This window comes from Streptomyces sp. NPDC057682, from assembly GCF_042799575.1.
GTDB lineage: Bacteria > Actinomycetota > Actinomycetes > Streptomycetales > Streptomycetaceae > Streptomyces.
The window spans coordinates 173,656-194,128 of the sequence record NZ_JBHVIN010000018.1 but is presented as its reverse complement, the minus strand read 5'-3'; the positions used below and the strand labels follow the sequence as shown (position 1 = coordinate 194,128).

Annotated in this window: 25 protein-coding genes, 1 tRNA gene and 1 pseudogene; 15 read left to right on the top strand and 12 right to left on the bottom strand. The window is 72.9% G+C overall.

Going from position 1 to position 20,473, the window contains the following annotated elements:
- Positions 1-29: 29 nt before the first annotated feature.
- Positions 30-275, bottom strand: coding sequence for a DUF397 domain-containing protein (locus tag ACFVDM_RS30010; RefSeq protein WP_383647449.1), 246 nt, complete (start codon positions 273-275; stop codon positions 30-32).
- Positions 272-1,138, bottom strand: a complete 867-nt coding sequence (locus ACFVDM_RS30005) for a Scr1 family TA system antitoxin-like transcriptional regulator (protein ID WP_383647444.1) — start codon at positions 1,136-1,138, stop codon at positions 272-274. Before ACFVDM_RS30005 ends, ACFVDM_RS30010 begins: the two co-directional genes overlap by 4 nt.
- Positions 1,139-1,280: 142 nt before the next feature.
- Here ACFVDM_RS30005 and ACFVDM_RS30000 point away from each other — a divergent pair, with 142 nt between their 5' ends.
- Both ACFVDM_RS30000 and ACFVDM_RS29995 read left to right on the top strand, forming a co-directional pair.
- The gene (locus ACFVDM_RS30000) at positions 1,281-1,727 is read left to right on the top strand and encodes an ATP-binding protein (RefSeq protein WP_383647439.1); all 447 of its coding nucleotides are present in this window, start codon (positions 1,281-1,283) and stop codon (positions 1,725-1,727) included.
- Between the two features lie 313 nt (positions 1,728-2,040).
- The gene (locus ACFVDM_RS29995) at positions 2,041-2,469 is read left to right on the top strand and encodes a hypothetical protein (protein WP_383647435.1); all 429 of its coding nucleotides are present in this window, start codon (positions 2,041-2,043) and stop codon (positions 2,467-2,469) included.
- A gap of 117 nt (positions 2,470-2,586) precedes the next feature.
- Here the strand turns inward: ACFVDM_RS29995 and lepB are convergent, their stop codons facing one another.
- Positions 2,587-3,216 carry a signal peptidase I gene (lepB, locus tag ACFVDM_RS29990; protein ID WP_383647431.1) on the bottom strand — a complete coding sequence of 210 codons (630 nt, stop codon included), beginning with the start codon at positions 3,214-3,216 and terminating at the stop codon, positions 2,587-2,589.
- Between the two features lie 245 nt (positions 3,217-3,461).
- Here lepB and ACFVDM_RS29985 point away from each other — a divergent pair, with 245 nt between their 5' ends.
- On the top strand, positions 3,462-3,698 hold the full coding sequence (locus tag ACFVDM_RS29985; protein ID WP_383647425.1) for a hypothetical protein: 237 nt from the start codon (positions 3,462-3,464) through the stop codon (positions 3,696-3,698).
- On the opposite strand, the gene ACFVDM_RS29980 is transcribed toward ACFVDM_RS29985, so the two are convergent.
- Positions 3,677-4,678, bottom strand: a complete 1,002-nt coding sequence (locus ACFVDM_RS29980; protein WP_383647422.1) for a helix-turn-helix transcriptional regulator — start codon at positions 4,676-4,678, stop codon at positions 3,677-3,679. The two genes, ACFVDM_RS29985 and ACFVDM_RS29980, sit on opposite strands and share 22 nt — an antisense overlap.
- Before the next feature lie 120 nt (positions 4,679-4,798).
- Here ACFVDM_RS29980 and ACFVDM_RS29975 point away from each other — a divergent pair, with 120 nt between their 5' ends.
- Positions 4,799-5,200 carry a VOC family protein gene (locus ACFVDM_RS29975; RefSeq protein ID WP_383647417.1) on the top strand — a complete coding sequence of 134 codons (402 nt, stop codon included), beginning with the start codon at positions 4,799-4,801 and terminating at the stop codon, positions 5,198-5,200.
- A gap of 22 nt (positions 5,201-5,222) precedes the next feature.
- Here ACFVDM_RS29975 and ACFVDM_RS29970 read toward each other — a convergent pair whose 3' ends face one another.
- Entirely contained in the window at positions 5,223-5,618 is a 396-nt protein-coding gene (locus ACFVDM_RS29970; protein WP_383647413.1) for a cupin domain-containing protein, read from the bottom strand.
- Positions 5,619-5,670: 52 nt separating this feature from the next.
- Here ACFVDM_RS29970 and ACFVDM_RS29965 point away from each other — a divergent pair, with 52 nt between their 5' ends.
- A complete protein-coding gene (locus ACFVDM_RS29965; protein WP_383647408.1) occupies positions 5,671-6,666 on the top strand; it encodes a GlxA family transcriptional regulator in 996 nt (331 codons plus the stop codon).
- Between the two features lie 435 nt (positions 6,667-7,101).
- Here ACFVDM_RS29965 and sigJ read toward each other — a convergent pair whose 3' ends face one another.
- The gene (gene sigJ, locus ACFVDM_RS29960; RefSeq protein ID WP_383647589.1) at positions 7,102-7,986 is read right to left on the bottom strand and encodes an RNA polymerase sigma factor SigJ; all 885 of its coding nucleotides are present in this window, start codon (positions 7,984-7,986) and stop codon (positions 7,102-7,104) included.
- 68 nt (positions 7,987-8,054) lie between these two features.
- Between sigJ and ACFVDM_RS29955 the strand changes: the two genes are divergently transcribed.
- The gene (locus ACFVDM_RS29955) at positions 8,055-8,567 is read left to right on the top strand and encodes a carboxymuconolactone decarboxylase family protein (RefSeq protein ID WP_383647403.1); all 513 of its coding nucleotides are present in this window, start codon (positions 8,055-8,057) and stop codon (positions 8,565-8,567) included.
- Positions 8,568-8,637: 70 nt separating this feature from the next.
- Positions 8,638-8,710, top strand: a tRNA-Ala gene (locus tag ACFVDM_RS29950).
- A gap of 20 nt (positions 8,711-8,730) precedes the next feature.
- On the opposite strand, the gene ACFVDM_RS29945 is transcribed toward ACFVDM_RS29950, so the two are convergent.
- Complete coding sequence (locus tag ACFVDM_RS29945) at positions 8,731-9,324, bottom strand: dihydrofolate reductase family protein (RefSeq protein ID WP_383647398.1); 594 nt, start codon at positions 9,322-9,324, stop codon at positions 8,731-8,733.
- Positions 9,325-9,392: 68 nt separating this feature from the next.
- Between ACFVDM_RS29945 and ACFVDM_RS29940 the strand changes: the two genes are divergently transcribed.
- Positions 9,393-9,974 (top strand): TetR/AcrR family transcriptional regulator, encoded by a 582-nt coding sequence (locus ACFVDM_RS29940; protein ID WP_383647392.1) that lies wholly within the window; start codon positions 9,393-9,395, stop codon positions 9,972-9,974.
- A 25-nt stretch (positions 9,975-9,999) separates the two neighbouring features.
- On the opposite strand, the gene ACFVDM_RS29935 is transcribed toward ACFVDM_RS29940, so the two are convergent.
- A complete protein-coding gene (locus ACFVDM_RS29935; RefSeq protein ID WP_383647387.1) occupies positions 10,000-10,701 on the bottom strand; it encodes a hypothetical protein in 702 nt (233 codons plus the stop codon).
- Positions 10,702-10,939: 238 nt separating this feature from the next.
- On the opposite strand from ACFVDM_RS29935, the gene ACFVDM_RS29930 reads away from it, so the two are divergent.
- The gene (locus ACFVDM_RS29930; RefSeq protein WP_383647384.1) at positions 10,940-12,289 is read left to right on the top strand and encodes a protein kinase; all 1,350 of its coding nucleotides are present in this window, start codon (positions 10,940-10,942) and stop codon (positions 12,287-12,289) included.
- Between the two features lie 45 nt (positions 12,290-12,334).
- On the opposite strand, the gene ACFVDM_RS29925 is transcribed toward ACFVDM_RS29930, so the two are convergent.
- Positions 12,335-13,213 (bottom strand): LysR family transcriptional regulator, encoded by an 879-nt coding sequence (locus tag ACFVDM_RS29925; RefSeq protein ID WP_383647381.1) that lies wholly within the window; start codon positions 13,211-13,213, stop codon positions 12,335-12,337.
- Between the two features lie 97 nt (positions 13,214-13,310).
- Here ACFVDM_RS29925 and ACFVDM_RS29920 point away from each other — a divergent pair, with 97 nt between their 5' ends.
- Both ACFVDM_RS29920 and ACFVDM_RS29915 read left to right on the top strand, forming a co-directional pair.
- Complete coding sequence (locus ACFVDM_RS29920; protein WP_383647376.1) at positions 13,311-14,804, top strand: MFS transporter; 1,494 nt, start codon at positions 13,311-13,313, stop codon at positions 14,802-14,804.
- 17 nt (positions 14,805-14,821) lie between these two features.
- Entirely contained in the window at positions 14,822-15,478 is a 657-nt protein-coding gene (locus ACFVDM_RS29915) for a maleylpyruvate isomerase N-terminal domain-containing protein (RefSeq protein ID WP_383647372.1), read from the top strand.
- A gap of 32 nt (positions 15,479-15,510) precedes the next feature.
- Here ACFVDM_RS29915 and ACFVDM_RS29910 read toward each other — a convergent pair whose 3' ends face one another.
- The gene (locus ACFVDM_RS29910) at positions 15,511-15,843 is read right to left on the bottom strand and encodes an SCO0607 family lipoprotein (RefSeq protein ID WP_383647368.1); all 333 of its coding nucleotides are present in this window, start codon (positions 15,841-15,843) and stop codon (positions 15,511-15,513) included.
- Between the two features lie 228 nt (positions 15,844-16,071).
- Between ACFVDM_RS29910 and ACFVDM_RS29905 the strand changes: the two genes are divergently transcribed.
- The gene (locus ACFVDM_RS29905; RefSeq protein ID WP_383647363.1) at positions 16,072-16,683 is read left to right on the top strand and encodes a TetR/AcrR family transcriptional regulator; all 612 of its coding nucleotides are present in this window, start codon (positions 16,072-16,074) and stop codon (positions 16,681-16,683) included.
- 81 nt (positions 16,684-16,764) lie between these two features.
- A complete protein-coding gene (locus tag ACFVDM_RS29900) occupies positions 16,765-17,391 on the top strand; it encodes an SRPBCC family protein (RefSeq protein WP_383647359.1) in 627 nt (208 codons plus the stop codon).
- 53 nt (positions 17,392-17,444) lie between these two features.
- On the opposite strand, the pseudogene ACFVDM_RS29895 reads toward ACFVDM_RS29900, so the two are convergent.
- Both ACFVDM_RS29895 and ACFVDM_RS29890 read right to left on the bottom strand, forming a co-directional pair.
- Positions 17,445-17,672, bottom strand: a pseudogene (locus ACFVDM_RS29895) (HAD family hydrolase); the annotation flags it as partial.
- Between the two features lie 30 nt (positions 17,673-17,702).
- On the bottom strand, positions 17,703-18,446 hold the full coding sequence (locus ACFVDM_RS29890) for a GntR family transcriptional regulator (RefSeq protein ID WP_383647355.1): 744 nt from the start codon (positions 18,444-18,446) through the stop codon (positions 17,703-17,705).
- A gap of 162 nt (positions 18,447-18,608) precedes the next feature.
- Between ACFVDM_RS29890 and ACFVDM_RS29885 the strand changes: the two genes are divergently transcribed.
- Positions 18,609-19,607: a Gfo/Idh/MocA family oxidoreductase gene (locus tag ACFVDM_RS29885; RefSeq protein WP_383647350.1), complete on the top strand. Its 999-nt coding sequence runs from the start codon at positions 18,609-18,611 to the stop codon at positions 19,605-19,607.
- Complete coding sequence (locus ACFVDM_RS29880; protein WP_383647587.1) at positions 19,607-20,464, top strand: TIM barrel protein; 858 nt, start codon at positions 19,607-19,609, stop codon at positions 20,462-20,464. The genes ACFVDM_RS29885 and ACFVDM_RS29880 overlap by 1 nt, the downstream gene beginning before the upstream one ends.
- Positions 20,465-20,473: the final 9 nt, after the last annotated feature.

The window sequence follows — 20,473 nt, the reverse complement described above, 5'->3', positions numbered from 1 at the left end:
TCCCGCGACCCGGTGACCTGCGTTCCGGCTCAGCTCTGACGTGCGTACGTGACGAACGCGGACCAGGCGTTCGGGGTGACGTCGAAGTGGGGGCGGTGGATGTCTTTGGAGTCGCGGACGTGGATGGTGGCGGGGGTGGTGGCTACCTCGATGCAGTTGCCGCCTTCGCCATCGCTGTAGCTGCTCTTGCGCCAGGCGTAGGCGACCTCGACGCACGCTCCACCTTCGCCGCTGCTGTAGCTGCTCTTGAACCAGCGCAGTTGCTCGGTAGTCATCGCTCTCCCAGCATCTTCTCGATCAACGTCAGGGACTCCCTCGGGGTGAGAGCCTGCGCTCGGATGATCCCATAGCGTTCCACGAACACGCTGACCTCGTCCGGGTCTGTGATCAGCCGTGGATAGCCCTGCACCTCCATGTAGGCAACTTGCTGTCGACCCTTCGGCGTCAGCAACGTGAAGGAGCCGCCCAGGCTTGGGTGGTCCTCGCAGCTGGTCGGCATGACCTGAAGCTGCACAGTTCGCATAAGGCAGAACTCTCTGATCCGCTGCAACTGCTCCCGGTGGACGTCCCGTCCGCCGATCGGACGCTGGAGGGCTGCCTCTTCAAGCACATAACTACACGTGGGGGCAGGCCATTTGTCGAACAGCGTCTGCCGTGCGATTCGGTCAGCAACTCGCTTCTCGATGGTCGCCTCGTCTAGTAACGGTCGTCGTTGGGTGAACACGGCACGTGCGTAGCTCTCGGTCTGCAACAGTCCAGGGATGGTCTGGTTGCTGTACTCGTGGAGGACAACCGCCTCCGCCTCCTCCCGCGCATAGTTCCGGAACCAGTCCGGGTGCCGCGTCCGGGCCCGGGACAGCGCGTCCCGGACCTCGTCGGCCGCTGCGGCAAGGACCCCGTTGGCGCCGAGGACGTCGTCGACGCGGACGAGGAAGTCCGGCTGGGGCGTGCGGACGCCGCGCTCCATCGCGGAGATGAGGTCTTCCCCGCAGTGCATGACCTGTCCCAGCTCCCGCTGGGACAGGCCCGCGCGTTCGCGCAGGACCTTGAGCTGTTTGCCGACGGCCTTGAACAGGTGGGCCGTTCCGTCCGTCTCTGTCGGCCGCTCCGGCCGTTCCTCGAATCGCGCGTTCGCCATCTGCGCCGTACCCGCCTCTACTCGCCCGGTTACGTTTCCGGTCCGACAGTCCCGTACAGCCTGTGGAGGGGACCCGTACGGCTACCCGGTGTCGTGGTGTCACTCCTGGTCAGCGTACGAGCACGCGGCCACGCTGAGTCACATGAACGCCGAAATCACCCTTGCGGGCGCCGAGTTCGCCCAACGCTTCTCCGCCACCCGAAGGGGCGCGCGCCTCGCGCGCAGGCTGGTCGTGCACCAACTCCACGCGTGGGGCGTGCCGTACGGGAGCGAGCTGTCCGAGGACGTGGCGGTGATCGTGGCCGAGCTGGCGGCGAACGCGGTGACGCACGGGTATGTGCGGGGGCGCGATTTCGAGGTGAGGTTGACGACCGGCGCGTACGGAATCCGGATCGAGGTGGCGGACGCGAAGGGCGAGCGCCGTCCCGCGCCGTGTGCGCCGTGTGGGCCGGACGCGCCGGTTGCCGAGACCGGCTATGGGCTGTGCCTGGTGGAGGCCCTGGCCGAGAAGTGGGGCGTGGCCGAGCGGGTGGTTGGCAAGACGGTGTGGGCGGAGGTCGAGTGGCCGGAAGCCGGCCGGACTCCGTGAGGTCCGGGCGGGGCCGCTGGCGGGAGCTGCCAGTCGTATGCGCGGCGGTGGCTCACGACCGGGATGCCCGCGCATGGCCGTTCAACGCGGCCCGTCCGGTGGGTTGTTCGTGTCCTCGGCCCGGCTGGGGGCGGCCACGATCTATTTCGCTACCGGGGTTGCGTAATGGATCGGCCCCGCCTAGCTTTATTTCCGCTACTGGAGTATCGGAAAGCGGTGGGCGTGCCTGTCCGGGCCCGGTCGTCGACGGCGTCCTTCGCGGCGCCCGGCCGTCCCGCGCCCACTCGGGATGAGTGTCACCCTGGAGGAAGCCATGTCCGCACCCGTCACCGCCGTACGGCAATCCACCGTCGGCTCCTTGATTCCACCCGGGCGGCTGCGGCTTGTCCGCGTCCTCCTGGCCATCGCCACGGTCGGTGCGGTGGGTGCCGCGATCGCGCAGATTCAGGTGGTGTTCGATGCGGGGGGCGCGACCAAGGTGGTGGAGACCTGGCGGCTGTACGGGTTCGTGGTCTTCGCCGGCCTGTTCGCGCTGCTGGCCGCCAGGCCGCTGGGGAACCTCGCGGTGTGGCTGCTGGTCATCACGAACAAGCTCGCGCTGACCCTGACCGCCGTCGCCTACGAGGCCCATGGCGGGATCGTGGACACCGGGACGATCATCGGCTGGGACGGCGGTCTGACCGTACTGCTGCTGGCCGCGTTCGCGGCCAGTCGGCTCGGCGCCAGGCCCTCGGTCGGCTGAGGGCCGAGATCCGGCGCACCGTCGGCCTGCGCGGGGTGCGCCCGGTTTCCGGCGTCCTGCCGGCTTCTGCCGCCTTCCTTGTCGATGGTCGGCCCACCGGCGGCAGCAGCGGTTGCTTCAGTACGACGGGGGCGGCGGCGGGACCGCGCGGCGCTTGCTCCGGACCCCAATGACGATCGCCGCCACCAGGCCGGCGGCAGCCACTCCCGCTCCGGCTGCCGCCCAGCGGAAGCCGGAGCCGGAGGCGCTCGCGGAGTCCACGGCCTTGCCGGTGACGGCGGACTCGGCGATCGTGCCGTGGGCCGCGTCGGTGTGGAAGCGGGAGTCGTACGAGTTGGAGCGGTGGTCGCCCATCACGAACAGCCGGCCTTCGGGGACGACGAGGTCCAGCGGCGGGGCGAAGCTGTCATGGGAACCGGGGTGGAGGTAAGGCTCCTTGAGGACCTTGCCGTCGACCGTCACCGTGCCGGTCCGGGACAGGACGAGGTGTTCGCCGCCCCGGGCGATCACGCGTTTCAGGAGCGGGTCCTGGACGCCCCAGTCGTGTCCGTCGAACAGGGCGATGTCGCCGTCGCGCAGGGCGGAGCCGTCCGTCTTCTCGATGGAGACCTTGTCGCCCGGGTGGTAGGTGGGTTCCATCGACGTGCCTGACACCAGCATGGTTCGGTAGCCGATGCTGCCGGCAGTGGGGACGAGGATGCCGGCAACGGCCGCGACCACGCCGACCGCCATGACGCCGAGTGCCACGCCCAGGGCGATACGACTGCCGCGCGGTCGCGGGGGCGTGGGAGGCCGCCATGGCTCCTGCCACTGGGGCCGGGCCTGCCGGCCCTGCTGCGGTGCGACCGGCCCTCCCTCCGGTGACCCGTACGGCCGGCCGTTCGGTCCGGATCCCCACCCGCTCATCGTGACGCCCTCCCGCGATCGGCCCTGTGGTCGTGGGGCGACATCATGGCAGGTACACATCCAGGGTCGGAAAGCGGGAGTCCGTCGTGCCACTGGCCGACGCCGGCTACCGCGTCATCGCCATCGAGCGCGACCCGCTCGCCCTCCACGGTGGCGAGGTCCAGCTTCCGGGTGACAGAACCGGTCATGCGATGGGCCTGATCGAGCGCCTGACCCAGGAAGGGCTTCACGACCGCGTCCAGGTCGCGTACAGAACTGGTTCCGGCGTCGGTGGCGACTCGGTTGGCTCGTGGGCGGTGGGTCAGTCCTCGGCTGCGGCGTAGGACGTGAGGCGGCGGGCGAACGCGGCGACCAGGTCGCGGAGTTCGTCGGGGTGTTCGATGGCGAACGGCCGGTCGAGGGAGGCGAGGACCGGGGGCAGCCAGTCGAGCCGTTCCACGCGTAGGTCGACGCGGCGCCAGCACTCGGTCGTGGGGGGCGTTGCGCCGGCCGGGGAGGGGGCCTCCTCCAGGAGTGCGACGCCGGCCGGAAGGTGGGCGCGGATCTGCTCGACCGTGCCGTGGATGCGGACGGTCACCTCGTGGCGGTAGTCGGCCGTGGCGAAGCCCGTCAGGAGGCGCTCCGCCGGGTCCGGGTCCGGGGGCGGTTCGAATGAGCCGGGCAGGGTCCGTGCGTCCGCGATGCGGTCGAGCCGGAAGGTCCGGTCCTCGCCGATGCGGGGGTCCTGGCCGGTGACGTACCACCGGCCTGCGTGGGCGACGATTCCGTACGGGTGCAGGGTGCGTTCGCTGGGCAGCCCGTGGCGGTCGGCGTAGCGGATCGAGACGGGGCGGTGATGGCGTACGGCATCGGCGAGGGTCAGCAGAAGCCCGGCGTCCGGGGCGGGGGCGTCGAGGCTGCGGGACTCGTCCGTGAAGGCAAGGGTCTCCAGGAGTGTGTCGAGCCGGTGGGCGAGGTGCTTGGGCAGGACGCGCCGGATCTTCGCCGTCGCCGTCTCGCCCGCCGTGCGCTCGGCCGTCGCCGGGCCCGCCGCCCAGCCGGTGATCAGGCCGAGCAGGACGGCCAGGGCCTCGTCGTCGTTGAACATGAGCGGCGGCAGGCGGTAGCCGGGCGCCATGCGGTAGCCGCCGTAGCGGCCGCGAACCGACTCCACGGGTACGTCGAAGTCGATCAGATGGTTCACGTACCGGCGGACCGTGCGGCCCTCGACGCCGAGCCGGTCGGCGAGCTCGGCCACCGTCCGGGTGCCGCCCGACTGGAGCAGTTCCAGGAGCGTCAGTACGCGGCCGGTCGGTCGGGGCATGGTGGCAGCCTAACGCCGATAGAGGACCGATTCTGTCCTCTATTTCTCCTAGCCTGCGACGCGTACGCCTCAGCGCGAAGCGCGAAGCACGAAGCACGAAGCACAGCCAAGGAGATTCCCGTGGAGTTCGTCTCGATCCGCATCATCACCGGCGACGTCGCCCGCCTGGTCGACTTCTACGAGCGGGTCACGGAGGTACGGGCGGAGTGGGCCACCGAGGACTTCGCCGAGATCCGGACCCCGGGTGCCACCCTCGCCATCGCCGGTACCCGCACCGTCCCGCTGTTCGCCCCGGGCTCCGCCCGCCCGGCGGACAACCACAGTGTGATCACCGAGTTCCTGGTCGATGACGTGGACCGTGTCCACCGGAACCTGACCGGTTTCGTTCCGGACTTCGTCAACGAGCCGACCACGATGCCCTGGGGCAACCGGTCGCTGCTCTTCCGCGATCCCGACGGCAACCTCGTCAACTTCTTCACGCCCGTCACCGCGCGGGCCGTCGCGAAGTTCGCAGGACGCTGACGCGCGTCGGAGGGCCGGATCCTCAGTTGCCCAGCTCATGCCCCGTCGTCGCGTCCACGTGGTCCGGGATGTCGTCGTGGCGGTCGCCGACGGTCGGGGTGCCGGTGGGTTCGAAGAGGAGGATCGAGGCGCCGGTGGGGGCGGTGGGCTTGTGCTCGGTGCCCCGGGGGACGGTGAAGACGGAGCCCCGGGGGAGGTGGACGGTGCGTTCGCCGGCGGGCTCGCGCAGGGAGATGTGGAGTTCGCCGTCGAGGACGAGGAAGAACTCGTCGGTGTCGTCGTGGACGTGCCAGAGGTGTTCACCGTGGACCTTGGCGACGCGGACGTCGTAGTCGTTGACGCGGGTGACGATGCGGGGGCTCCACAGGGCGTCGAAGGAGGCCAGGGCCTGGCTCAGGGAGAGGGGGTCGTTGCTCATGGGCCCATCCTGCGGTGTGACGCGCGGCAGCCGTGAGTGCTAGGAATCGCATATGGCGAAAGAATCCTCGCAGAGGGCGGAGACGGAGGCGGCGGCGCGCGTGCACCGGGTCGTGGTGATCGTGGACGAGAACTCGAACCCGTTCGAGCTGAGCTGCGCGATCGAGATTTTCGGGCTGCGGAGGCCGGAGATCGGGCGCGAGCTGTACGATTTCCGGCTCTGCGCGCCCGAGCCGCGCACCCTCATGCGGGACGGGTTCTTCACGCTCACGGGCGTCGCCGGGCTGGAGGCGGCCGAGGTGGCGGACACCCTGATCGTGCCCAACCGGCCGGATGTCGAGGTGCCCCGGCGTCCGGCCGTGCTCGACGCCATCCGCCGGGCGCACGCCCGGGGCGCGCGGCTGCTCGGATTCTGCAGCGGTGCGTTCACGCTGGCCGAGGCCGGGGTTCTGGACGGGCGGCGGGCCACCGCGCACTGGCAGTGGGCGGACGAGTTCCGGGCGCGCTTCCCCTCCGTACGGCTCGAAGCGGACGTGCTCTTCGTGGACGACGGCGACATCCTGACGGCCGCCGGGAGCGCGGCGGCACTCGACCTCGGGCTGCACGTGGTCCGCCGCGACCACGGCGCGGAGGTGGCCAACTCCGTGAGCCGTCGCCTCGTCTTCGCGGCCCATCGGGACGGTGGGCAACGGCAGTTCGTCGAGCGGCCCATGCCCGACGTCCCCGACGATTCCCTGGCCCCGGTCCTCGCCTGGGCCCAGGAACGGCTGGACGCCCCGCTCACCGTCGCTGACCTCGCGGTACGGGCGGCGGTCAGCCCGGCGACGCTCCACCGTCGCTTCCAGGCCCAGATGGGGACGACGCCGCTGGCCTGGCTCACCGGCGAACGGCTCGCTCTGGCCTGCCGGTTGATCGAGCGCGGCGAGTCCCGCTTCGAGGTGGTCGCCCGCCGCAGCGGCCTCGGGACCGCCGCCAACCTGCGCACCCTGATGCGGCGCGAGACCGGCATCACGCCGTCGGCGTACCGGCGGCGGTTCGGGACGGAGTGACGCGAGGCGGGCCAACGCCCGCAACCGGGGGCCCGATCCGGCACGCGCCTTTGCGGCGGCCCCCGATCCGGCACGCCCTTTGCCGCAGTCCCCGTTCCGGCACCCCCCGTTCCGCGTCTGCACGCAGTGCCAACGGACCGTGCACGCAACGGCAACTCGGGTACGGCACCGCGGCGGCATGCTGGTTCACGGGTCGGCGGCGGCCCCGTCCGGGAGCCGGGCGGGGGCGGTGAAGGCCGCTCGGATCACGGCCCCGGAAGCGCGGGGCGGCGACGGAGGAGCACGTTCATGAGCATGTCCCGCAGGGCCGCGGCGACCGTCTTACGGCGGCCCGTGGCCCCTGGCCGCCGCCCGGACCGGGGCCGGGGCAGGGGGAGCACCCGCCGCCCGGACCGGGGCCGGGGCAGGGGGGCCGCCGGGGCCCGGTCCGGGCGGTCAGACCGCCAGGCCGAGACCGGCGAGGCGGTCGGGATCGGTGAGGATGTCGAGGCCGGTGATGCGGCCGTCGCGGATGGTGAACGACATGACGGACAGGGGCCTGCCGTCGGCGTACGAGACGACGCCCGGGGTGCCGTTGACCAGGACGATCCGCGCGTCGGCCGCGAAGCGGGCGAAGGTGATGGCCTGGGAGGCCACATCGGTGGCGCCGCGCCGCAGCACGCTCGGGACGAGGGTGCCGCCGTCGGAACGGGCGACCACGTCCGGGTCGAGGACGGTCAGCAGCGCGTCGAAGTCGCCGCCGCGCGAGGCGGTCAGGAAGGCGTCGACCACGTCGTGCTTGCGGGCGTTGTCCGTGTCGGCGGACGGGGCGGCGCCCTGGACCCGGCGGCGGGCCCGGCTGGCGAGCTGCCGGGTGGAGGCCGCGGTCCGGCCCAGGACGGGCGCGATGTCGTCGAAGGGCACGTCGAACATGTCGTGCAGGACGAAGGCCAGGCGCTCGGCCGGGGACAGCGTCTCCAGGACGATCATGAGGGCGATCCCCACCGAGTCGGCGATCAGGACCTCCTGCTCGGGGTCCACACGCCGGAGCCGGGTGACCACCGGGTCCGGCAGCCGCACCGATCCGTCCTGCTCGGGCATCGGCTCCTCGCGCCGCGCCGTCCGCGTACGGAGCATGTCCAGGCAGATCCGGCCGACGACGGTCGTGAGCCAGGCCCCGAGGTTCCGCACCTCGCTCACCTCGCTGCGGCTCAGCCGGAGCCACGCCTCCTGGACGGCGTCCTCCGCCTCGGCGAGCGAGCCGAGCATCCGGTAGGCGACGGCCCGCAGGGCCGGCCGTTCGGCCTCGAAGCGGTCGGTCGCAGAAAAGTTCTCGTTCACTGTCACACCCCCGTGTCCGGATCCGTCGATCCAGTGACACACGCTAACGGATCACAGGAGATCACCACATGAGCACCGAGAGCACCACCAACACCGCTGCCACCACCGCCACCAGCACCGCTCCTTCGGCTCGGATGAAGAACCCCGCCGCGGTTCTGCCGGACGCGATGAAGGGCATCCAGAACATCTACAAGGCCATGTACCAGGGCGGGGTCTCCCCGCAGATCCTGGAGCTGGTGCACCTGCGGGCCAGCCAGATCAACGGGTGCAGCGCCTGTGTCTTCGCCGGGGTGGCCGGTGCGAAGAAGCACGGCGAGACGGACGAGCGGCTGCACGCCGTGGTCGCCTGGCGCGAGGCCCCCTTCTTCACGGAGGAGGAGCGTGCCGCCCTCGCCCTGACCGAGGCGGCCACCCGGATCGCCGACCGCTCCGGCAAGGCGGTCTCCGACGAGGTGTGGAACGAGGCGGCGGACCACTTCACCGAGGAGCAGCTCTCCGCGATCATCCTGATGATCGGCCTCACCAACCTCTTCAACCGCATCAACACCACCATCGAGGAGCCCGCCGGCACCGCCTGGTGACCGGGGTTCCGGCCTCCCGCACCCCGACGGCCGGGCGCGGGAGGCCCGTAGGATCGCCGGAGCGGGGTTGGGGTCCGTAGCGCAGAGGTCGTCGCGCCCTCACGGCATGTGGGAGGACGCCGGTTCGAATCCGGTCGGATCCATCCCCGCGCCCGGACGCGGTTCAGCACCTCACGAGATGCGTCAGCGTGACCCCGTTGGCGAACGACGTGCGCTCGGCGACGTCGAAGACCGTGGGGTCGAAGCCCCCGTCGATGACGGGGATGCCGCTTCCGGCCAGGACCGGGTAGGTCTTGATCAGCAGTTCGTCGATCTCGGGCAGCAGCGCGCCCGCCAGCCGGCCGCCGCCGCAGAGCCAGACGTCCCGGTCGGTGTCCTCCTCCGCCTTGAGTGCCCGTACGAGGGTCAGGGGATCGTCCGGCACGACGGTGACCGCCGGATCGATGTCCGGCGCGAGCGTGCTGGACACCACGTACTGGCGCAGATGCGCGTACGGGCTGCTCATCCCGCTGTCGAGGCCCGGCCGGTAGGTGCCGAGTCCCATGAGGACGGTGTCGAAACGGCGGTTGGGCGCGTCCGCGACGCCGACGGCGGCGCGGAAGGCGGTCGGGATGGTCTCCGGATAGAGCGCGTTCACCCAGGCCTGGTAGGCGGCGGCCTGCCGCGCGTCGCCCTGCGGATAGAAATCGAACTCGCCACCGGGTCCGGCGATGCGGCCGTCGAGCGAGACTCCGACGTAGTACACAAGCTTTCGCATCTGGTTCCTCATTCGTAGTACTCTGGTTGAAGTGGTTTGACCGTAGTACTACGACTGGAGTGGTGTCAATGGTGAGGCGGAACGACGAACGGCGCTCGTCCCTCGTCGACGCGGCGATCGAGGTGCTGGCACGGGAGGGCGCGCGTGGGCTGACCTTCCGCGCGGTGGATACGGAGGCGGGCGTGCCGGCGGGCACGGCGTCGAACTACTTCGCCAACCGCGACGATCTGCTGACGCAGGCCGGATCCCGCGTCTACCAGCGGCTTCAGCCCGACGATGCGGAGTACGCACGCCAGCGCACGGCCGGTCGCGACCGCGCGACGTACACGGAACTGATGCGCGGAGTCGTCGGCCGCGTCGCCGGTTTCCGCACCGGCTACCTGGCCCTGCTCGAACTCCGCCTGGAGGCCACCCGCCGCCCCGAGCTCCGCACGGTCCTCACCGAACGCGTCCGCGCCGACATCGACGCCAACGTCGCGTACCACGAGGCCTCGGGCCTCCCCGGCGACGCCACGGGCGTCAAACTGCTCATCCTGGCCCTGAACTGGCTCATCGTCGAACAGCTCACCCTGCCCGACGTCTTCACGGAGGCGGAACGCGAGGCCCTGGTGGCGGCGGCCGTGGAGCGGATCGTGGGGGAGGGGGAGTAGAGGGCGTGCCGGGCGGGTGGCCGGCTCAGCGGATCACCACGTAGAGGAGCGTCCTCAGCAGCACCAGGCCGCAGAGCACCACCGCCGTCACGAGCACCCCGCTGCGGATGTTGCGCCGGAGCAGGCCGGTGCCGATGTACAGGCCGTACCCCGAGAGCCCGGCCGTCACGAGCAGGAGAAGGGCCGCGCCCGGCCCCACCACCGTGCCGCTCAGGATGTAGATGAGGATCGACACCACGAAGAACTGCGGGAGCCCGAGCAGCAGGATGTTGCGTACGTCCGTCGCGTCCGGCACCTGCGGCGCGGGAGCCGCCACCGGGCGGGGCGGCGGCGGTACGGCCGCGTAGGGTCCGGGGACGGCCCGGCCCGGCGGTGGCAGGGCTGTGGAGGGTCCGGCGGCGGGCCGGTCCGGCGTGGCGCCGGGAGTGCCGGTCCCGGCAGCGGCGGCGCCGGGAATCCCCGTACCGGCAACGGTGCCGAGACTTCTGGCCAGCGCGCCCGCGAAGGCGGGATCCGCGCGCAGTTCGTCGGTGAGCACCGAGATCACGATGGACGCCGAGCCCTCGCCGGGGCGTTCGTGCAGCCGGGCCAGTGCCGATGCGCCGAGTGAGGTGCGCCCGAGGCGGCCCCAGACCAGCTCCTGGACCGCCTCCTTCCGCTCGGTGGTGACCGGGGTACCACCGGTCACCACTCCCACCGCCGCCGTCGCCAGCTCCGCCGCCCGCATGCGCGTCCCTTCTCCCTGCCGTCGTTCTCGGCCGCTTCCCGCGAGTCCCGTGTCCCGCCCGTCCCCGCCGCGAGATCCACTGTGCCTCGGAAGGGCGCCGCGCGGGGGGCGTACGGAAGACTTTGGCCGGGTCGTGATCCCTGCCAACTCCCGTACGGGCATGGCGGGATGCGGTACGCACCGGCCTGCGACCGCTGCGTCATACTGGGCGCCGGATCACGGGGGAGGTGCCCGGCGCATGGCGTACGGAGCGGGTGGCGCGGGACTGCCCGAACGGGTCGGCGGGTACGCCGTCGAGCGGGAACTGGGCGCGGGAGGGATGGGCGTCGTCTATCTCGCCCGGTCGCGGGGCGGACGCGCCGTGGCCGTGAAGGTGGCGCGGCCGGAGCTGGCCGCCGATCCGCACTTCCGCGAGCGGTTCCGGGCCGAGGTCGAGGCGGCGCGGAGCGTCGGCGGGTTCCATACGGCACCGGTCGTCGACGCGGACCCGGACGCCACCGCCCCCTGGCTGGCGACCGCGTACATCCCCGGCCCCACGCTCGCCGCCCTCGTCGATGCCGAGGGGCCGATGGACGAGGCCCGGCTGCGGCAGCTCGGTGCCGCGCTCGCCGAGGCCCTGGCGGCCATCCACGCCTGCGGGCTGGTCCACCGCGACCTCAAGCCCGGCAACATCATCATGGCCTCCGACGGGCCGCGCGTCCTGGACTTCGGGATCGCCCGCGCCCTGGAGTCGACCCGGCTCACGGCCACCGGAGTGGCCTTCGGGACGCCCGGCTTCCTCGCCCCCGAACAGGCCCAGGGGCTCGAAGTCGGCGGTGCCGCCGATGTGTTCGCCCTCGGCGCGGTGCTCGTCGCGGCGGCGGGCGGCAGCGCGTTCGGGGCGGGCACACCCATGGGGCTCATGTACCGCTCGGTGCACGAGGCGCCGGACCTCGGCGCGGTGCCGGAGGGGGTGCGGGACGTCGTGGCCGCCTGCCTGGAGAAGGAGCCCGCCCGACGCCCCACGCCGGACGACCTGTTGGACCGGTTCGTCCCGGGCGCGCAGCCCCACGTACCACCGGCCGCCCCCGCCCCGACCGTGGCCCTGCCGCCCCAGCCCGCGCACCCACCGGCCGACGCCACCCCGCCCTCGGCCCACCCACCGGCCCAGGCGGGCCCGACGCCGGCCCAGGCGGGTCCGACGCCGGCCGGATATCCCTCCGCCCCGGCCGTCCCCTGGTATCAGGCGCCGACCGTGGCGGCCGGTGCGGACCCCGGGGTGTTTCCCGCGGACCGTGTCCCGTACGGCGCGGGGACCGCTCCGGCGACCCCGGACGGCGACATCGGGCTGGTTGCGGTGGGTACGGACAGCTCCCTGGTGATCGACGCGCTGGGCGTCGAGTTCCTGGCGGCCAACGGCGTCGACCTCCAGTTCACCTGGCCCCAGATCGGCCGGATCGACTACACCACCACGGGCCCCAAGCACCTCTGCGTCACCGTCCACCTCCGTGCGGGGGCCGTCCACACCTGGGTCGTCGCGGCCCGCCGACGGGCCCGGCTGCGGGAGTGGCTCCAGGACCTGCCGCTGATCCTGGACTACTTCACGTAGGACCGGGCCGGGCGGAGTGACGCCGTGGCCGGGGCCGGACTTCTCTCAGCCCGCCGCCGCGTAGAGGACGTCCCGCAGCTCCGGGTCCGTCTCGCGGTCGCGGTGCCAGACCAGGCGCAGGCTGAGGTCGGGTACGGGCAGCGCGAGGGGCACGAGGGTGCCGGCGCGGAGACTGTCGGCGACCGCGAAGCGCGGCAACAGGGTCATGCCGAGGCCGTGTTCGGCCCAGGCGCGCATCACGGGGACCCCGCCGGCGTGGACGCGGCGGGGGCCGGTGCCGAGGACGTGGTGGCCGGCCAGCCAGAAGGAGCACTCGGGGACGTTGACCAGGAGCGGCCGGTCGTCGAGGTCGGCGGGGGAGAGGGCGGGCCGGCCCGCGAGCGGGTGGTCCGGGGCGGCGACGAGGGCCAGGGGGACGGGGTCGAGGTCGAGGAAGGCGAGCGGGCCGGCCGGGGCGGGGAAGCCCAGCCCGCCGATCGTGTCCCCGGCGTCCAGCAGCAGCGCCGCGTCGAGCCGCCCGTCCGCGACATCGGTGAACAGCCCCTGCCGCGTACGGTCGGAGCGCACGTCCACCACCAGATCCGGGCGGCGCGCGGCCAGCCGTGCCAGGACGAGCGGCACATGCGAGCCCGCCAGCGTCTCCAGGGCCCCGAGCCGCAGCCGGGCCGGCTCACCGCGCACCTCGCGCGCCGCCCGCTCGGCCGTGTCGAGCAGCGTCCGGGCCCAGCCGCGCAGCCGCTCCCCGGCGTCCGTCGGCTCCATCCCGCGCGGCCCGCGCGCGAACAGGGCCACCCCGAGGGACGCTTCCAGCGTCCGGATCTGCTGCGACACGGAGGACGGGGCCAGGCCCAGCGCGACGGCGGCGTCCGTGACGGTGCGGTGCCGGAGCACGGCCTCGAAGGTGGCGAGCTGACGTAGATCCACGTACGCCCCAACACGCGCCCCGCGTACGGAAATTCCGAACGCGGCGTGCGGCCGTACCGGTGGAGCGCCGCACCCGCCCGGCCCGAGGGTGGGCGGCATGTCCGAACGATCCACGCACAGAAGTCCCGTTCCCGCCGAGGCCGTCGAGCCGCGGGACGCCGACGGCCGGTCCGACGCCTCCGGCACCCCCGGTACTTCCGCTTCATCCAGCGCCCCCGGCTCCTCCGGCGCCCCCACCCCTTCCGCCGCCGCCCCCACCTCTGCCCGCCGTGCCGCCGTGCTGGCCGGTATCTCGCTGGGCTATTTCATGGTGCTGCTGGACACGACCGTGCTGTCCGTCGCCGAACCCGACCTGGCCGCGTCCCTGCGGACCTCGACGGCCGGACTCCAGTGGGCCACCACCGGGTACACCGTGGTGTTCGCCGCGCTGCTGCTCTCCGCCGGGGCGGCGGCCGACCGGTACGGTGCCGAGCGGCTGTTCCGGACCGGGACGGCTGTGTTCGCCGGGGCCTCCCTGCTCAGTTCCGTGGCCCCGGACCTGGGGGTGCTGCTCGCCCTGCGCGCCGTATCGGGAGCCGCGGCAGCTGCCTGCGTCCCCGCCTCGATGGCCCTGATCGCCCGCCTCTATCCGCAGCCCGCGGCCAGGGCCCGCGCCATCTCCGTCTGGGCGGCGGTCAGCGGCGCGGCCGTGGCGGCGGGCCCGATCGTGGGCGGGGCGCTGGTGGGGGCGGCCGGATGGCGGGCCGTCTTCCTGGTGAACGTGCCGCTCGGGCTCCTCGTCCTGGCCCTGGTCCACGGTGACCGGGTACGCGGCCCGCGCGGCGGCACCCGTATCGACTGGCCGGCCCAGGCGGCGGCCGTCGCGGTCCTGGCCCTGGTCACGGACACCCTGATCGCCGCGGGCTCCGGCGCCCGGACCCATGCGGTGGTGGCGGCCTGCGGCCTCGCTGTCGCGCTCACCGTCTTCACGGTGCTGGAGCGGCGCAGCGACGCCCCCGTCCTGAACCGCGTCCTGCTGCGCTCGGCCCCCGTACGCGCCGGGCTCCTGGCGGGGGCAGTCACCAACTTCGCGCTGTCCGGCGCCCTGTTCGTCCTGCCGCTGCTCCTGCACCGCGAACGGCACCTGACGGCTCTGGAGACCGGGCTCGCGTTCCTCCCGCTCACCGTGCCGTTCGCGGCGAACCCGCCCCTGACCGGGAGGATCGTCGCCCGCACCGGCCCGCGCACCCCGATCCTCACGGGCCTCGGCCTGCTCACCGCCGGAGGGGCCGTGCTCGCCACCGGGGTCCTCGCCGAGGGCCCCTACCTCTGGCTCGCGGCGGGCCTGCTCCTCACCGGCTTCGGCATCTCCTTCGTCCTGCCGGCCCTCGTCGCCGCGGTCATCGGCGCCGCGCCGCCCGGCACGGCGGGCTCCGTCGGCGGCCTCCTGAACGCGGTCCGCCAGGTCGGGGCCACCCTCGGCGTCGCGCTCATGGGCGCGGCCACCCACGCCGGGGCGGGCTGGTCCCTGGTCCTGTCGGGCGGACTGTGCGCGCTGGCCTGGCTGGTGTTCGCGCTGACGCCGGGAACGGCCGCTCCCGCACCGGCCTGAGCTGTTAGCTTGCCGGGGTGGACCTCTTCACCCGCTCCTGGGCCGCCCTGCGCGCGGCGGTCGCCGGTCTGCCGCCCGAGGACTTCAGCCGGCCCTCCGGCTGCACCGGCTGGCTCGTACGCGATCTCGTGTGCCACCTGGTCATCGATGCCCAGGACGTCCTGATCACCCTCGCCACGCCCGCCGACACGGAGCCCACGCGTGACGCCGTGACGTACTGGGAGGTGTCCGCCACCCCGCCCACCGGCGAGGACCCGCTCGACGCGCTCACCGTGCGGCTGGCGGCGGCGTACGAGGACCCGGCCCTGCTCACCTTCCACCTCGACGACGTCGGCGCGGCGGCGGGCCGCGCCGCCGCCCTCGCCGACCCCGCGGCGCGCGTCGGCACCCAGGGCCAGGTCCTCACGGTCGCGGACTACCTCACCGCGTACGTCCTGGAATGGACCCTCCACCACCTGGACCTCGTCGCCCATCTCTCCGCCCCCGCCGGCCCGCCCGCCGAGAGCCTGGCCGAGGCCCGCCGCCTCCTGGAAGCCGTCGCCGGCACGCCCTTCCCGGCCCCGTTCTCCGACGAGGACGCCCTGCTCCTCGGCACCGGCCGCCGCACCCCCACCCCGGAGGAACGCGCCGCACTGGGCCCGCTGGCCGCCCGGCTGCCGTTCGTCCTCGGCTGACGCGGAACCCCGTCGGCGGGCCGGGGCGCCGCTCACTCCGCGTCGATGATCCTGCCGTTCTTGTCGAGCGTGTGGGTCCTCCAGTACACGTCCCACGTGTCGTCGACCTTCTTCGGCACCTTCCCCTCCGGGTACCGGGCGTAGCCCGCCGGGGGCTCCTCCTTGTCCGGCACACACGCCGAGCCCGTGCTCCCCACGTACAGCACGGGGTACTCACCGTTGCCGCACACCGCCTCGCTGTACTCCAGACCCGCGCACCCGGTCACGCTCATCAGGGCCGCCGCCCCCGTGAACACAGCGGCGGCGACACGAACCCGCCGCCGCCGGAGGGCGGGGGCGGGGTGGGGGGTGGTGGCGGTGGTCATGGTCAACTCCCAGTCGTTCGGTCGGCCTTCACTCTCGCCGCCGGGCGGGCGGCACCGACTGAGTAGGCGTACTCACGAACGGCTGTGCGCGTACCCAGAACGCTGCCGGGCGGGTGCTGCCCCGTGCGGCGCGGCCGAACAGGCCTATTCGCTACGCCCGTTGCGTAAATATGTGCCGTGCCGCTAACCTGCTTTACGAAACGACCGTAGCGGAAAAGGGAGTGGCGCATGGAACCCGGTGCACGGCGGGGGCGACCGCGCAGCGAGGCGGCTGACGCGCGGATCGGTGAGGCCGCCTTGGCGCTGCTGCTCGACCGTGGGTACGACCGCTTCTCGGTCGATGAGGTGGCGGTGCGGGCGGGGGTCGCCAAGACCACGCTCTACCGGCGGTGGCCGACCAAGGACCACCTCGTCGTCGCGGTCGTCGCCCGCTTGCAGGACGAGGTTCCCGTCGTCTACCGGGGGGACGTGCGCGCCGATCTGACCCGCTACCTCAACGCGATCGTGGACGGGCTCCACCGGATGCGGCTCGCGGGCCGGCCCGAGGGTTCCGGGGACCGGTCCGCCGGGCTCGTCGCCGAGGTCGCCGCGGCGGCGGCCCGGCACGCGGACATCGGGGCGGCCGTGCACGAGCTGTTCACGCGGCGCAACGCGCTCGTTCTGCGGCTCCTCGAAGAGGCCAAGGAGAAGGGCGAGTTGCGGCCCGATGTCCGCCCCGACGTGGTCTTCGACCAGTTGGCGGGCGCGCTGTACTACCGGCTGCTCATCACCGGGCAGCCCCTCGATCCCCCGTACGTCGATCTGCTGGTGGAGAGCGTCCTGGGCGGCGCGTCCGTCTGATCCACCACCTCCGCCCGAACCACCGCGTCCGGAGAGCCCGGGTGCGTGCTCCGCCTCCCTTCACGACGATGAGGAAGCACCATGACCGCAGACCTTGACCCGACGCCCGCGTACCTCGCGGCGGACTCCGGCCCCGAACCCGCACCCCGCCCCGCCCGGCCGCGCAGAAGGCGCCGGCTGCTCCTCGGGAGCGGCGCCGCGCTCCTCGTCCTCCTCGCCGGGTACACCACCTGGAGCGTGAACGACCCCGTCCGGCTGACCGCCTCCATCGAGATCGAGGCCTCCCCGGACGAAGTCTGGAAGGTGCTCACCGACCTGCCCGCCTATCCGAGCTGGAACCCCTTCGTGGTCTCCTCCCGGGTCACCTCGTCCGGGGGCCGGCTCGAAGAGGGCGCCACCCTGCGCAACGTGCTGCGCGACCGGACCGGCGATTCCGTCTTCACCCCGGAGGTCCTGGCCGTCGAACCGGGGCGGGAGCTGCGCTGGCTCGGGAGGATGGGGCCCGGCTGGGTCGCGGACGGGGAACACAGCTTCGTCATCGAGGAGATCGGCGACCACCGGGTCCGCCTCACACAGAGCGAGAGCTTCACCGGAGTGGCCGTGCCGTTCGCCAAGGGGAAGCTCCGGTCCGACACGCTTCCGCAGTTCCGCGCGATGAACGAGGCGCTGGCCCGGCGCGTGGAGGCGGTCGGCCACACGGACCGGTGAGGGGAGCGGCGGAGCACCCGCGGGTGCTCGGCGCCCCCACGCGCGGCCGGCCCTCACGTCGGCGGACCGTCCAGGATGCGGTCCACCAGGTCGGCCACCGCGCCCTCGGAGCAGGGGGCGACCACGATGTCCGCCGCCTCCCGCACATGCGGATGGCCGTCGCCGACCGCCGCGCCGAGACCGGCGAGACGGATCATGGCGGTGTCGTTCGGGTTGTCCCCGATGGCGGCGACCCGGGACGTGTCCACGCCGTACCGGGCGGTCAGCACCCGCAGCGCGGCGTCCTTGCGCGGACCCTGCCGCGGCCCGCCTCAGTGGGCGGTCAGCGTCATCTCGAAGGAGTAGCGCGACGCCCGGTAGAGATGGGACCCGAACTCCACCGGGCGCCCCGCGTCGCCCAGGACCGTGCGTTCCATGGTGAGCAGCGTGCCGCCCCGGCCCTCGTCGAGCAGGCGGGCCTCGGACGCGGTGGCCTTGCGCGCTCCGATGGTCTGGCGGGCGGTGCGCAGGGAGACCCCGGCCCGTCTGAGGAGCTCGTAGAGCCCGCAGTCGGTGAGCTCCTCCTCGGTCAGCGTCAGCAGATCGGCCGGCAGGTGGTTGCGCAGTACGGCTATGGGCTCGTCGTCGGCGTAGCGCAGCCGGCTCAGCGCCACGGTGGGTGTGCCGGGCTCGACGGCGAGGGCGGTGGCGACGGCGCCCGCGGCGGGCACCGTCTCCATGGACAGCACCTCGGTGCGCGGGCGCCGCTCGTCCCGCTTGAGGTCCTCGAAGAGACTGGTCAGTTCGACCTGCCGGCGGACCCGGTTGTTGACGACCTGGGTGCCCACGCCGCGCTTGCGCGCGAGGAGTCCCTTGTCGACGAGGTGCTGCATGGCCTGGCGCATCGTCGGGCGGGACAGGCCGAACTTGTCCGCCAGGGCGATCTCGTTCTCCAGACGCGTGCCGGGCGCCAACGTGCCCGATTCGATGAGCTGTTGGAGCTGCTGCGCTACTTGGAAGTACAGCGGGACCGGACTGCTCCGGTCGATGCTGACCAGCCTGGTGATCGATTCCACGAGGACTCCTTGATGCGTAGTGCCAGGGCTTCAGTATGCCGCAGACTTCGACTCAAGCTCTGTACGTATATATGTCAGAACAAATACTTGACCCATTGTGAGTGCCGAGGATACAAATCAGGGACAGGCATCCACTCCTCCTCGAACCGGAGGCATTTGCGCATGCGCATCGGACTCATCGGAACCGGCCGGATCGGCACGTTCCATGCCGAGACCCTGATCGGACTGCCCGCCGTGACGCGGGTCGTCCTCCACGACGCCCTGGCCCGCCAGGCCCACGAACTGGCCGTCAAACTCGGCGCCGACCACGCCCCCGGCCTCGACCGGCTGCTCGACTCCGGACTGGACGGCGTCGTGATCGCCGCCCCCACCGCCGCCCACGCGGATCTCGTCCGGGCCGCGGCGGGCGCCGGGCTGCCGGTCTTCTGCGAGAAGCCGATCGCCGGCACCCTCGGGGAGACCCGCACCCTGCTGGGGGAGCTGGACCGCGCCGGTGTCCCGCTCCAGGTCGGCTTCCAGCGCCGCTTCGACGCCGGCTACACCGCACTGCGGGACGCCGTCGCCTCCGGCGAGCTCGGCTGGATCCACACCATCCGGGCCTGCACCGCCGACCCCGCGCCCCCGCCCGCCGGGTACCTGCCCGCCTCCGGCGGCATCTTCCGCGACTGCGCCGTGCACGACTTCGACAGCGTGCGCTGGGTGACCGGCCGCGAGATCGTCGAGGTCAGCGCCACCGGCTCCAACCGCGGCGAGGCGTACTTCACCGAGGCCGGTGACGTCGACACCGCCGCCACCGTCCTCACGCTCGACGACGGCACCCTCGTGACGTGCACCGCCACCCGGTACAACGGCGCCGGCTACGACGTACGGATGGAGGTCGCCGGCTCCGGCGGGACGCTGGCCACGGGCCTCGACCCCCGCGCACCCCTCCGCTTCACCGAGGGCGGGCCGCGGCTCGGACCCGTCGCCCACGACGGGTTCCTCAGCCGTTTCCGCGACGCCTACGTCGCCGAGCTGACCGCCTTCACCGAGGTGGTCGCAGGCCACCGCCCCAGCCCCTGCACGGGCGACGACGCCCTGGCGGCCCTCCTGGTCGCCGAGGCCGCCGATCTCTCCTGCCGCACCGGGCGCCCCGTACGCGTAGAGGAGGCGGGCCGATGATCCGCGTGGCCGGAGCCCCCATCTCCTGGGGCGTGTGCGAAGTCCCCGGCTGGGGACACCAGATGGGACCGGGCCGGGTGCTGGAGGAGATGGCCGCCGCCGGCCTCGCCGCCACCGAGTTCGGGCCCGAGGGCTTTCTGCCGCAGGCTCCCGAGGCCCGCACCACCCTGCTCGCCGAGCACGGGCTCACCGCCGTCGGCGGCTTCGTGCCCGTCGTCCTCCACGACCCCGGCGTCGACCCGCTGCCCGAGGTCCGGCGCGCCCTGGCCGGATTCGGGTCCGCCCGGACCCTGGTCCTGGCCGCCGCCACCGGATCCGACGGCTACGACGCCCGGCCCGAACTCTCCGCACGGCAATGGGAAGCGCTGCTGGCCAACCTCGACCGGATCGCCGCCCACGCGGCGGAAGAGGGCGTCACCGCCACCCTGCACCCGCACATCGGCACCCTGGTCGAGGGCCCCGACGAGGTCGAACGCGTCCTCACCGGCAGCACCGTGCCGCTCTGCCTGGACACCGGCCACCTGCTGGCCGGCGGCTGCGACCCCGTGGACCTGGCCCGGCGCGCCGCCGACCGCATCGCCCACGTCCACCTCAAGGACGTCGACGCCGCCCTCGCCGAACGCGTCCGCGCCGGACGGACCACCTACACCGAAGCCGTCCGCACCGGCCTCTACCGGCCACTGGGCCGGGGCGACGTGGACATCGCCGCGATCACCGCCGCCCTGGACGCCGCCGGCTACACCGGCTGGTACGTCCTCGAACAGGACACCGTCCTCGACGCCGAACCGGCCCCCGGCGAAGGCCCGCTGGCCGACGTCCTCGCCTCGCTGGCGCACCTGCGCGAGGTGACGTCGTGACGACACGGG